General features: G+C 46.9%; 15 protein-coding genes. 6 read left to right on the top strand and 9 right to left on the bottom strand.

What is annotated here, in order from left to right; translation table 11 throughout:
* Positions 1–10 precede the first annotated feature (10 nt).
* The 6 genes from CR164_RS09530 (at position 11) to CR164_RS09505 (ending at position 3,747) form a co-directional block, all read left to right on the top strand.
* The gene (locus CR164_RS09530; protein ID WP_110023757.1) at positions 11–439 is read left to right on the top strand and encodes a lysozyme inhibitor LprI family protein; all 429 of its coding nucleotides are present in this window, start codon (positions 11–13) and stop codon (positions 437–439) included.
* A gap of 7 nt (positions 440–446) precedes the next feature.
* Positions 447–1,067, top strand: a complete 621-nt coding sequence (locus tag CR164_RS09525; protein ID WP_110023756.1) for a Crp/Fnr family transcriptional regulator — start codon at positions 447–449, stop codon at positions 1,065–1,067.
* A gap of 67 nt (positions 1,068–1,134) precedes the next feature.
* Positions 1,135–1,908 carry an SDR family oxidoreductase gene (locus tag CR164_RS09520; RefSeq protein ID WP_110023755.1) on the top strand — a complete coding sequence of 258 codons (774 nt, stop codon included), beginning with the start codon at positions 1,135–1,137 and terminating at the stop codon, positions 1,906–1,908.
* Positions 1,909–1,955: 47 nt separating this feature from the next.
* Complete coding sequence (locus CR164_RS09515; protein WP_110023754.1) at positions 1,956–2,441, top strand: GNAT family N-acetyltransferase; 486 nt, start codon at positions 1,956–1,958, stop codon at positions 2,439–2,441.
* Between the two features lie 66 nt (positions 2,442–2,507).
* Positions 2,508–2,675: a helix-turn-helix domain-containing protein gene (locus tag CR164_RS13365; RefSeq protein WP_110023753.1), complete on the top strand. Its 168-nt coding sequence runs from the start codon at positions 2,508–2,510 to the stop codon at positions 2,673–2,675.
* Positions 2,676–2,907: 232 nt separating this feature from the next.
* Positions 2,908–3,747 (top strand): class I SAM-dependent methyltransferase, encoded by an 840-nt coding sequence (locus CR164_RS09505; protein ID WP_110023752.1) that lies wholly within the window; start codon positions 2,908–2,910, stop codon positions 3,745–3,747.
* Positions 3,748–3,901: 154 nt separating this feature from the next.
* Here CR164_RS09505 and CR164_RS09500 read toward each other — a convergent pair whose 3' ends face one another.
* From CR164_RS09500 to CR164_RS09460, 9 genes are all read right to left on the bottom strand, one after another.
* Entirely contained in the window at positions 3,902–4,366 is a 465-nt protein-coding gene (locus CR164_RS09500) for a hypothetical protein (RefSeq protein WP_110023751.1), read from the bottom strand.
* 80 nt (positions 4,367–4,446) lie between these two features.
* Positions 4,447–4,998: a DUF2059 domain-containing protein gene (locus CR164_RS09495; protein ID WP_110023750.1), complete on the bottom strand. Its 552-nt coding sequence runs from the start codon at positions 4,996–4,998 to the stop codon at positions 4,447–4,449.
* Positions 4,999–5,374: 376 nt separating this feature from the next.
* Entirely contained in the window at positions 5,375–5,788 is a 414-nt protein-coding gene (locus CR164_RS09490) for a GNAT family N-acetyltransferase (protein WP_110023749.1), read from the bottom strand.
* Positions 5,789–5,847: 59 nt separating this feature from the next.
* Complete coding sequence (locus tag CR164_RS09485; protein ID WP_110023748.1) at positions 5,848–6,369, bottom strand: class IV adenylate cyclase; 522 nt, start codon at positions 6,367–6,369, stop codon at positions 5,848–5,850.
* Between the two features lie 87 nt (positions 6,370–6,456).
* A complete protein-coding gene (locus CR164_RS09480; protein WP_110023747.1) occupies positions 6,457–6,876 on the bottom strand; it encodes a YybH family protein in 420 nt (139 codons plus the stop codon).
* Positions 6,877–7,041: 165 nt separating this feature from the next.
* Positions 7,042–7,350, bottom strand: coding sequence for an addiction module antidote protein (locus CR164_RS09475; protein ID WP_110023746.1), 309 nt, complete (start codon positions 7,348–7,350; stop codon positions 7,042–7,044).
* A complete protein-coding gene (locus CR164_RS09470; protein WP_110023745.1) occupies positions 7,347–7,652 on the bottom strand; it encodes a type II toxin-antitoxin system RelE/ParE family toxin in 306 nt (101 codons plus the stop codon). Before CR164_RS09470 ends, CR164_RS09475 begins: the two co-directional genes overlap by 4 nt.
* 344 nt (positions 7,653–7,996) lie before the next feature.
* On the bottom strand, positions 7,997–9,553 hold the full coding sequence (locus CR164_RS09465) for a YifB family Mg chelatase-like AAA ATPase (RefSeq protein ID WP_110023744.1): 1,557 nt from the start codon (positions 9,551–9,553) through the stop codon (positions 7,997–7,999).
* An 80-nt stretch (positions 9,554–9,633) separates the two neighbouring features.
* On the bottom strand, positions 9,634–12,402 hold the full coding sequence (locus tag CR164_RS09460; RefSeq protein ID WP_110023743.1) for a phosphoenolpyruvate carboxylase: 2,769 nt from the start codon (positions 12,400–12,402) through the stop codon (positions 9,634–9,636).
* Positions 12,403–12,579: the final 177 nt, after the last annotated feature.

The following is a 12,579-nucleotide window of genomic DNA, read 5'->3' as shown; positions in this document are numbered from 1 at the left end:
CCAATTCATCATGAACAAAATCTGGTTACCCGTTTTGATTGTCCTGGGTTTTGCTGTGCCGGTTATGATGCAATGTGCTACAGCCCAGACACAAACTGAGCTCAGTGAACAAACCTGTGCTGAATCTCAAGAGGCCGACAAGGAACTCGATCAGGTCTATCGACAAGTGATGAAAGCACACAAAGGCGAAAAGCGTTTTACCGCAGCTTTGAAAAAAGCACAACAGGCTTGGGTTTCTTTCCGGGATCTTCATTTGGTGTCGCTCTATCCCGCCGAGAACAAACAGATGGAATATGGGAGCATCTATCCCATGTGCTATTGTCTGGAGAAAACCAGGCTGACCAGGGAAAGAATCGCCCAACTGCGTCAATGGCTGGAGGGTATGCCTGAGGGTGACCCTTGCACCGGGAGCAGAAGGGGCGTGAAGAACGTTCGATAAAACGTTGATGGAATCACAAAACCGATCGGGTGCATTGAACAGAGAAAAAGCGAAAGAGCTATTTGCTGCAACGTCGAAAACGATATCGGATATATCTGATGAGCTGATACAAAACCTGTTTGAAAAATCTAACCTTGTACATTTTGAACAGGGTGAATTGTTTCAGCGAGCGGGGGAGTTCCCCAAATACCTGGGCTTCAACCTCAATGGTCTGTTTCGGCTGTATTATATCGATAACGAAGGTCACGATTTGACGAAGGGATTTTCCGATAGAGGGTCGTTTGTTGTCTCTTATAGTGCGTTGGTACAAAAACGCCCTTCACACTTTTTCATCGAAGCTCTCGTTGATACCGATATTCTTCAATTCGATTGGAGCGAATTGATGGAGATGCTGGAGAATGATCTTCGATGGTATCCATTTGTTTTCAAGCTTGTAGAGAATGTCTATATAGTGAAGGAAATGCGGGAACGGTCATTTTTGATCGATGATGCTACAACACGGTATCTGAATTGTAAGCGTGAATACCCGAACCTCGAGAGTAAGGTCAAGCAGTATCATATCGCGTCCTTTATCGGTATAACACCGCAGGCACTCAGCCGCATAAGAAAAAAACTGAAATTAACCTGAGTCAATGACTTGGAATCGCCATGCTGCTTAACTTTCCTGCAAACAGGTAACGTGAGACGGAGGTTCCATGGTTGGTGAGGCAGACAGGACGGTTTTAATTACCGGAGGAAGTTCTGGTATTGGTTTTGAAATGGCGAAACAGATGGTTGCACAACAGGCAACCGTGATTATCTGCGGCCGTTCGCAGGAAAAGCTGGATAGGGCGAAAAGTGAGGAGCCCCAGTTGATAACCATTCAGTGTGACATCACCGAACAGCATGAGCGTGAAGTAATGTGCGACAGGATTTCTCGGGAGTTCGATGGCCTGAATATGCTGATGAACAATGCTGGAATCGTGAAACGTTATCAATTCGCCAAAGAGGGAGAGCTGGAGACAAAACTTTTTGATGAGTGGCGAACGAATTTCATAGCGCCGGTTTTGCTAACCCGTCGGTTATTGCCGATTCTTGTCAAGAACAAGGGCTCCGTAGTCAATGTCACTTCTGGTTTGGTTTATGTTCCTCTATCCATTCAGTCTAATTACTGTGCAACCAAAGCAGCCTTGCATTCGATGACGCAGAGCATGAGGGTAGAATTATCAAAACTGGGTATCAAAGTCGTTGAAATTTTCTATCCAGCAGTCGATACCCCGTTTCAGGAAGGACAAGCCCCTGTGACCGCCATGAGTGCGAGTGAGGCGGCTGCCATTGCCTTGAAAGAGCTCAATAAGGGAAAGGAGGAGATCCGTGTGAAAATGGCCGCTTATTTGTTCATCCTCGGACGGTTGTTTCCAAAACAAATCGTCCCTCTGTTCAATAAACTCAACGCAAGAGATGCTCGAGAATACAATCATGGGAATTAAAAGGTCGTATCCCGAGCTGATGATGCCTGCGGTTTGGAGAATGGCTCATGATGGTGATTGAGAAAGCTGTAGGGCCGGATGCAGAGCTTTTGCGATCGGCGGCGGTATCTGCATTCCTCGACGATAAGAGGTATAGGCCGGCAGCTCGGGGTTTCGAGGGTCCTCCGGGGCACGACAGTATCGAGGCTCATACTCGCTGGATTGATATGCATGACTATTTCAAATGCGTTGTTGACGGTATCATCGTCGGCGGTTGCATCGTCAGGAGCCATACGGATTATTGCGAACTTTTCGGGATTTTTCTTCACGAAAGCTGTATGGGAAAGGGAATCGGCAGTACACTGTTACATGAGGTGATGAAGCTGTATCCGAAAGATACACAGTGGTTACTTGAAACGCCGGATTATGCGGTGAGGAACCACAGGTTCTACGAGCGTAACGGGTTCATCAGAGCTGGGAAATCAAAGCCGGATCCAGGTTCGGGTTATGGTTTCATTACCTATAGATACAAGCGAGATTCGAATTGCCATTGAAAAGTTACATATTCTTGTCATAGAAATCGCTCCTCGAGGGGAGGTGTATCAACGACTGTACAAGTAATCAAACAGGGGGATAAACCCGAACGGGCGGTTGTAAAACTTGCAGATGCCGTGGGAATAAGTGTCCCTTATCTCTCGCAACTCGAAGCCGGCAAGAGAAAGGGTTCGCTTGAGGTTTACTCCGCGATTGCTCGCGTCCTTGGGATGACGTTCGATGATATTGCGTAATCGCTTTTCCTATCATACAACGATTACTGGAAACGAAGAACAGGCTTCAAGATCCTTGCCTTTCTCTCTCGATTTCGTCTTTTTAGGAGACTAAGGCAGAAACTTGAGGTTCGGCTGAGATGGTGATGCAAAGAAAAAGGAGATTTTACCAGTAGGCAAAATTGGGTGTTCGTTTATTTTTTGTGTTTACTGAACAACAGCCGCTATTAATTTAAATTTGTTTGGATTGAAAATGTTTGATGAACTGGCAAAAATCAACGCCCGCCCTTTACCTTTTCAGTACTATACAGCAGATGAACTGTGGACCGATGAGCACACCTCAAAAAAGATGCTCGAGTATCACTTGAACGATGCAATTGATCTGTCGTCCCGAAAAAGAACTTTCGTTGATCGATCGGTGCAGTGGATAGTGTCTCATTTCGGGGTGGGCTCAGGTTCAAATGTTGCTGATTTTGGGTGTGGTCCGGGCCTGTATACAACGCGGTTTGCAGAAAGTGGTTCCTCTGTTACCGGAATCGATTTTTCTGAAAGATCTATACAACATGCGAAAGAGACCGCTCATCAAAAAGAACTGAACATCAACTATGTTCAACAAAACTATTTGGAGTATGAGACGGAGGAAAGGTATGATCTCATTACATTGATATTTTGCGATTTTTGTGCATTGAGCCCTTCACAAAGAAGGATGCTCCTTTCCAAATTTTTCACATTTTTGAGCCCTGGCGGATCAGTTCTTCTGGATGTTCATTCATTGAACATATTCGACAGCAGACAGGAAGTTGCGACGTACGAGTACAACCAACTCGATCATTTTTGGTCTTCTGATGATTATTACGGGTTCCTGAACACATTCAAGTATCAGGAAGAAAAAGTAACTCTCGATAAATACACGATAATTGAAAAGGCAAGAACTCGTGTTGTCTATAACTGGCTGCAATATTTCAGCCGGGAATCACTCAGAGAGGAGTTTGAAGAGTGTGGATTCAGGATTGAAGAGCTATACTCTGATGTTGCAGGCTCGGCTTTTTGCCCTGAATCTCCCGACATTGCGGTTGTGGCGAGAAAGAAGTGACAGATAGATTTGCACGGATGTAAATTTCGATGTGCCCCCTCTTTCGGACATGTCCCCGATCAACCGGCTACTTCATTTTGGCAAGAGTCTTTCTCCCGAGTGAGTCGCATATTCGCATCTTGATCGTCCAGGGTATATTCGTACACACATCGAATCAATCGATCGGAGCGTTTGTTTCTGTCATATGAACATTCGATTGTTTAATCGCTTTGAACCAGGCAGAAGACTCCCCTTGAAATAAAAAAACCAAGGCAACCAAATCCATGCCTGTCTGAACAAGAAACAAGATTCCCGATATGATGGGGGGATCCGAGAGTGACAGGTACATAGGTAGTACGACTATGGATAACGGAACGCCCATGATGAAAAAAACGAGAAAGGTGATACGTGCCCAGTTTTTTCCCTTTCCAATCATATAATACAGGAGCAATGTCAAACCGAAGATAAAGAAGGTATAGAGTGAATCGTTGAGAGCAGAACCGAACGAATTGACCTCATCCAGTCCAACTGGGAAAAGGCCGCTACTGATAACTCCTATGCCAAGTGATGCATAAAGCAGATTTAAAGCCGTATTGACTTTTCGTGGTTTGGTTAATTCATAGGTATAGGTTTTTGGCATCGGATGTTTCCTTGAATAGAATGTGCCCTGTTACTTCATTGACTGGATCTGTGCTGCGTCTTGTGTTGCGTTCAGTTCATTTATTCAAGAGCTTGGGTTAAGCGTTTTTTCAGCTTCTCAGCGTGATCTGTGAGCAGCTCCATCTGAATCGGTGCAAGTTCTTGAGCGATCGATGGGTTTTTCTTTACCATGCTCTGCATCAGATCAGTTGAATAGAACTTGTTCAGTTCCTGTAGTTCTTCTATGGTATAGTATTTTTTATAGACCGGCATATAAGCTTTTATCACATCGTCGAGTGATAAAGATTCTTCCGACAAAATATCGATCATTTTATCGACCTGTTTCCTGTCGTCAGGATATTGTGAGAGAAGCGTTTTTTTGAATTGTTCCAAGAGTTGTTTCTCCATATTCTCCAGGTATGAGCGTACCCCGGAGACTTCGTAGAAGTATCGTAACTCTGTTTCAAAAACACCGGTTGGTTTATAGCCTGTATACTTTACCTGAATTACATTTGCCCGGGCAACGTTTTGCGCCACTAATGTGCTGGTTACCATAACGCAGATAAGCATAAGGGCGGCTATCAGTGATCCGCCGCTTTTTCGTGATCCGGTTTTTTCTGATTTTGTCGACATGCAATGTATCCTTTAAAATAGGGGGCGTTGTTCAATAGCTTTAAAAGGGTCCTAAGTGACATTTGTGTAAGTAGATACAATGTAATGCATCCCCTTTTTATTTCCAATCTCTTGCCTGTTATTTATCAAGAAATACACCAGGAGTTTTCCTTGATCTCCCAATACCGGTAATACGTTGCCCTTGATATCCCCAGGGTCTTACACATCTCTCCGACGTTGATACTGTTGTTCTGGCTCGTTTTCTTGGTCAAAAACAGGCAAGGGCAGAGGGAAAAGTGATGGTCGTTTCGATGCTGGAACCATGTCGGCAAAGAAGTTGAATGCTTTGTAAACATACCCGACATTAGCCGTCTGAGTTAAACGACAGGTTCGCAATTTATCGTCTTTCCATAATTCTTTCAGGATGTGCAGGCTCTTGAAAACCATACTTTCGATAGAGTTCATGTGCATCCAATGTGTCGAGACGCCAACAAAGAAGGATATCATTAAAAAGATCGTTGTTCACGATATGGTCCACCAGCATTTTTCCAAGTCCTCTATTTCTGTAAGGCTCTAAAACAAAGAGGTCCATCAAATAGGCAAAAACTGCATAATCCGTCACGACTCTCGCAAACCCAACAAAATTGGCAGCTTTATCGTACATCCCAAAGCATAAAGAGTTGTCGATGCTTTTCCGTATGGTTTCAATTGTTCTTCCTTTGCCCCAATAGGACCTGTTGCACAGATAGTCATGGACAACTTCGATATCTAATTTGCTTTTATCCGTGGATATTGTGAAACTGTTTTCCATGGATGATTCCTTTTGTTTGGAAACCCTGAAATGGCCTTTCCCTGGTTTGTAAGAATTTGTTATGGTGCGCCATGTTGTTGCAGCAAATCAACATAAGCGCCTTCAATCAGTTGTGAGTCGTTGACTCCGAGTCGGCATACAATGGCTTTGGCTTCGTCAACGCCATCTTTGGAAGACTCGCCGTCGGCAAGCACTACTTCAAGTTCAAGAAAATCGCCCAGTCCTTCAACACGGTCTAAATGAATCCTTGTTCTACCGATAAAATACAACATGCGACGTTTTTGAACACGGCCGACTGGACCATAAGCCAGATCGAGCGTTTTCCGCAATGTTTCCGGTTCGGGTGTTTTGGAGATCAGATAAAAGCACTCCTTTGGTCCCGATTCGTCTGGTCGTTTATAGAATATCAGTTCTCCACTACCGTTGGAAAAGGTCCTCAGTTTTAACCGGCCGTTGGTACATCTGAAAAAGGTATCGTCCTGGATGATTTCAGAAGGTTTTCCATCGGCAATTTCCTCGATCTTGCGTTCAAGGTCTTCGAGGTTATCGATACGGGCTTTTATTTCAACGTTTCGAGACATATGGGATGTTCAACATTACTTACTTAATCTATTGCTTCTCAAACATTGCAAATACCCTATTTTATAAGGCTTTCTTTTTTGTACTCTTCACAGCACGTCGTTTAATTTTCCTACATCATCATTTTTTATGACGAATCCCCAGCAGATAAAGTCGATTGTCCAGTGACCGTTTGTATTGATTACATGCAATGTTTGGCACATCGGTATTTTCGGACTCCATTCCAGAAAGGTGATTCTTTCCATGATTATCGCCGATTTCCCGTCAGGAGTAATTCGGATCTTTCTTGAGTCAACGGTATACAAATAAGAGCTTGTCGTATCCTCGAAAAACCTGGAAAACATTGCCATCAATGCTTGCTTGTCCATAACTTCTTCCGGATCCGATCCATAAAATTCCCCGTCATCAGCGGAAAGCCGATCGAGCGTTTTGAGGTCTTTCTTATTCCATGCGTCCAGATATCGATCCAATATTTTTTCAAGTGCCGCGGTCAGCTCATTGTTATCCATGATTGAGGGTGCCCTAATTTCATTGTATGGAATGTTCTTTCTTCAAGATTATTAAGGATCTTGCATTCTATTCTCGGAATTGCATTAAGAGCAATAGGCCCCGTCTATTTTTCTTTCGCCAGTGGCGCTTGCACAATTCAATATCCCCAACAAATTGTAAGACATTTACGAAGTCTTTTTCTGTCTCCTATCGGCTGGAATGATGGCAATCTTTACACCAAGGGCATGAAGGACAGCGTTGATTGTTTCAAATCGTGGATGTGATCCTGCGCTTAACGCTTTATATAAACTCTCCCTGCCTAAACCCGAATCTTTGGCGATCTGTGTCATGCCTCGGGCTTTAGCAACGTCACCGAGAGCGGCAATAAAAACATCAGGATTCGGATCTTCCGTTGCAGCGGAAAGATATTCGGTAATGACCTCTTCGTTATCCAGATAATCGGCTATGTCGAATGTCGCAAACTCGCTATTCACTGTTCTGTCTCCTTGATTTTCCTGGCTAGTTTTTTTAGGTTCTTGATATCTTTTCGCTGAGTTGACTTGCTGCCCCCGCCTAGCAGGAAGTAAACGGTAGTTCCTGTTCGAGTGTAGTATACTCGATAACCTGCTCCGACATGGATGCGCATTTCCGATACGCCTTCGCCGACAGGCTCACAATCACCGAAATTGCCATGCATCGCACTCCGAAGTCTTGCCAGGATTCTTGCTTTTGCTTTCTGGTCTGAAAGGTTGGAAAGCCATCGGTCAAATTCGTTTGATCGAATAAAAGTATTCATCTGTCCCTACTTATTGTATCTAATTGGATACTTTTTTGCAAGTTTTTTTCCGCCTACCTCGAAAGATCGCGCAGCAGTTTTTTTCAAATAACGCCTTAGAAAATGAAGCATTTTATTCAAGATTAAAGAGTGTGTACAAGCTAAAGAGGCTGTCCTGATTTCCGATTACGATTAGAGGTGGAGATTATACATCAAATCGACAATTTTTGGCTTCGACGAAAAAACGTCGCGAGCGGTTTGAGAACAAGGCGAACGGCACACAGGAACCGGAGTGTACTTAAGGGTACATGAGGATTCCGAGTACCGTGCAACGCAGTTATCGAATTGCGCAGCAGCTTTTTCCTTCAGTAATTCCAGAAATCCCTGTCGAGGCTTCTATACTGTATCGCCTGGATCAGGTGGGGCATTTCGATGTTGTCCGATCCGTCGAGGTCGGCGATGGTTCGGCTGACTTTGAGAATGCGGTCGTGGGCTCGGGCTGACAGGTTCAGCCGTTCCATGGCTTCCATGAGCTTCGTGGCGCAGGGTTTGTCGAGCGGGCAAAACTTTTTGATGAGCCTGGTTGTCATCTGGGCGTTTGCGTGAATGCCGGGAGCGTTTCCTTCGCTAAAACGATTTGCCTGCTTTTCTCGCGCGGTTATGACCCGGTTGCGAATCACCTCCGAGCTTTCCCCTTTTGCTGTTGAAAACAGTTCCAGATTGTCAACTTTGGGAACGTCGATATGGATGTCTATCCGGTCGAGCAGGGGGCCGGAGATTTTCGACAGGTATCGTTGAATCTGCTGCGGTGTGGCGGTCAGGTTGCCGTCCTGGTCTTTGAGGGCTCCAGCCGGACTTGGGTTCATCGCGGCCACCAGCATGAAACAGGCCGGATAGTTCGTAGTGAGAGAAATGCGTGAAACGGTTACCTCATTGTCTTCAAGCGGTTGGCGAAGGACTTCGAGGGCATTTCTTGTAAACTCCGGTAGCTCGTCGAGAAAAAGGACTCCATTGTGGGCGAGGCTGACTTCACCGGGTTTTGCCATCGTGCCGCCGCCGATCAGTGCAACATTGCTTGTTGTATGGTGCGGGTTGCGGAAAGGACGGTGGGTCATGAGCGGTTTTCCATTGCTCAGCTTGTCTGCAACCGAGTAAATCTTTGTCGTTTCGAGTGATTCCTCGAAATTCAATGGGGGAAGAATGCCGGGCAGTGCTTTTGCAAGAAGCGTCTTGCCGCTTCCGGGCGGGCCGATCATAATGAGGTTATGGCCTCCTGCAGCTGCGATTTCCATCGCTTTTTTGGCGGTTGCCTGACCTTTGATATCGGCGAAATCAACCGGATATTCGGGATGATCCTGAAAAAGTCTTTCCACGTCAACTTCCATGGGCTTGCAATGAGAGGGATCTCTCAGCAGGCTGACAGTGTCGGAAAGAGTTTCTACACCGTGCACTTCTATGGTCGATTGTGAGGCGGCGACCGCTATCGCCGCTTCTTCTGCATTGACCAGGGGCAGGATGATCCGCTTGAGGTTTTCTCTCGAGGCCATCATCGCTATGGGCAGAGCTCCGTTGATGCGCCTGAGTGATCCATCGAGAGCCAGTTCCCCGATGATAAGCGTTTCTTCGAGCTTATTGCTTACTTCCTGCAGTGAACCGAGCAGTCCGATCGCGATCGAAAGGTCGAAAGCGGTACCTTCTTTTTTCACATCGGCGGGTGCAAGATTCACCGTGATTTTTTTGGGCGGAAGGTTGAAGCCCGAGTTCTTTATTGCGGTCAGGATTCTTTCCCGACTTTCGCGTATGGCGTTGTCCGGCAGGCCGACAACAGTAAATGAAGGCAGGCCTCCTGAAACGTTGGTTTCGACCTCTACTTTGAGAGCATCTATCCCGATTAGGGCGGCAGCGCTGAGCTGAGAGAGCATGAGGTGACAAGTTGGAATTACGGCATTCTTTCTTCATGATAGATAGTGATAAAAACCGTAAATATCCAGTTTTTGTTGGTTTAACCTGTCGATCTCAGCCCGCTCGCAATGGCGTTGACCGTGAGCAGCAGTTCCGGCAGCATGGCTTCGGCTTCTTTCTCTTTTCCCGACTTTTTATGATCTCTCCACCTTTTCAACAGGTCTATCTGGAGGCGGTGCAGTGCGCTTAGTCCGTCTTGGCGCACCCTGATAAAGCGGAACACATTGAAAAATGTTTCTTCGAGGGAGCCGTCGTAAAGCAAGTCGAGAAACTGTTTTGTTCTAAGGTATTCAGCAGTGATAGTGTCGAGAATTCTTTGCCGGGGCTCGGGCTGTTCGACAAGCAAGGCATACTCCTGCATGATTTCGGGATCTACGGTTGCAACACTCGTTGCGACGTTGCTTGCAATGTAGCGGAGCGGGGCCCAGGAAAAATCTTTTCCCCTGATGATATCGAATGCATCCGGTCGTGTGTCTCGGAGCTTTTTCAAAGCGGTCCCGAAACCGTACCATCCGGATATGGCAAAACGAGCCTGGTTCCAGCTGAATACCCAGGGTATTGCACGCAGGTCGTCGAGACTTTGTTTCCCGCTTCTACGCGAAGGGCGGGAGCCGATCCTGCTCGATTCTATGATATCGATCGGGGTAGCCTGATGGAAAAAGTCAAGGAGGCCTTCCGTATCGATAAGTTCTCGGTAAGCCCTGTTGCTTTCTTCCGCGAGAAAATCTATTATTTGTTCGACCTCTAACGGGCTTTTCCGGCTTTCACGATGGGCGAGCCTTGCTTCGGCAACGCCTGCCATGAAGAGTTCAAGGTTGTAAGTTGCACTGATTCTGTTTGCGTATTTCTGGGCAATGGTTTCTCCCTGTTCGGTTACCCGGAGGCCGGCTTCGAGTGAGCCGTGTGGCTGGGCTCTGATGAAGCGGTGTGTTGGCCCTGCACCTCGGCTGATGCTGCCGCCTCGGCCATGAAAAAAAAGAATGTCGACTCCCCGCTTGCGGCCGGTTTCGAGGAGTTGTTCTTCAGCCCGGTAGAGATTCCAGAGACTTGCTCCGATACCGCCGTCCTTGTTGCTGTCGCTGTACCCTACCATGACTTGCTGGAGGGGCTTCTTGCGACCATTTTTTTCCTGCTGATAGGCGGTGCTTCTGATTGTAAGGGGATGGTCAAGGAAGCCGCGGAGAATCTCCGGGCTTTTTTTCAGATCATCAATGGTTTCAAAAAGAGGTACTACGGGAACCATGCAGGCATCCTTCCCTTCGTATGTGGTCATCAGGCCGACTTCTCTTGCAAAAAGATATATCACGAGCAGATCGGAAACATTTCGTGTCATGCTGACGATCAATGAACCTATGCCGTCTTGCCCATACCGTTTCAGGTGGTCTCCGAGCGTGCGGTAACAGCGCAGAAGTGTTGCGGCTTCGGATCCGACAGTCATATCGGGATGGGTGAAAGGACGTGGCGAAAGGAGCTCGCTGTTAAGAAATGCGATGCGTTTTTCCTCGCTCCAGTCGGGGAAGTCTCCGCCGTTCAATCCGGCTGCGGTCATGAGTTGAGAAAGGGCGAGATCGTGAAAGCGGCTGTTTTGCCTGATATCGAGTTTGCCAAGATAAAATCCGAAAGTTTGCACGATCCGGTAAACCGGAGAGACTTCGGTTTTGGCAATGTTATCGGCCCCAATGGCAAGAAGAGCATCCCTGAGGAGTTCAAGGTCCGAAAGCAGTTCACCCTGGTGCGTATAGATTCCCGGTGGTGCGGTTTCATCATAGGATTCATGCTCGTCAGGCTCCGGGGGGAGCGCGGCTATCATCAGATTGAGGAACTGGCGCCAGGGTTCTTTGGGGTTCTTTTCGGCAGCGGTATCTCCTTTTTCCCCGGTCATCTCCGTGAGTTGTTCTATACGTTGTATCATTGCCGGGGTGGGGGACTGAAAACGTTCGGAAAGGCTGAGCCGGGAAGCAAGCTGAAAGAGGTGATGGTGCACCAGCCTCAGGGCGTACTGCCGCATTTCAATCAGTGTCTGACGGGTAACCTCGGGTGTGACAAACGGGTGACCGTCACGGTCCCCACCTACCCAGCTTCCGAAACAAAGACGCGGAAAGTTTCGCGGATCGTCCAGAATACCGGCATCAAAGCCTGCGCTTGTCCATGCCTGGACCAGCCGCTTGTCGAGCATGGGGAGGACGGATGGGAAGATATTGTAAAGATAGTGAATGACATTTTGGCGTTCGGCTGCTACGGATGGTTTTTCAAACAAAATTTCACCGGTTCTCCACAATCTTTCCAGAACAACCTTCATTTCTTTTCGGATATCCTCCCGTTCGGCGGGGGTCCACATCTGGTTTTCAAGTTTCACGAGAAGCAGATAAAGTTCCCGGTGCTGTTCGAGCACTGTTCTCCGCTTTGCCTCGGTAGGATGAGCTGTCAGCACAGGCTCTACAAAAATGTCCGAAAGTTCTTCCGCTATGCGGGTTTCCGTGAGCCCGATTTTTCGAAGATGAATCAGGGCGTCACCCCAGAGACCGGAAAGAGATGCGGTGCCCTCCTGGGTCTCAAGATGTCTTCGGAGTTGTGCGGCCGAATTTTCCTCAGCCATGTTGAGTAACTGGAAGACAATAGAATATGCCTGAACTCCCCGTCCTACATTGGGCAGGCGATTCAGGGCCAGAGTTCCGTCTTTCCAGGAGAGGTGCTCGGCAAGCTTTTTTTCTCCGAAATTGTGGAGCACTTCCCGGAAACATTCCAGAAGTAAATCAAAATCGAGTTTTGCTTTTTCGTAGTCGACTACGCTTGTCGTTGAGGTAATCATCAGGGGAGCAAATAGGTTGAAGAGAAGATCTGTTCAAGAAAAATAACCATCGTCAAGGTCTGTACAAAACCTTCAGGATTCGGGATTTATAGCGACGGAGTACCTATGCGAATTATAACGGTGAACGGGTGGTTAATTGGTTATTTTATTTGTCGCTTGACGAATATTGATTATCTT

This window comes from Prosthecochloris marina (assembly GCF_003182595.1).
Classification (GTDB): Bacteria; Bacteroidota; Chlorobiia; order Chlorobiales; family Chlorobiaceae; genus Prosthecochloris; species Prosthecochloris marina.
Note: the sequence above shows the minus strand (reverse complement) of the source record. Positions and strands in the feature narration are given on the sequence as shown.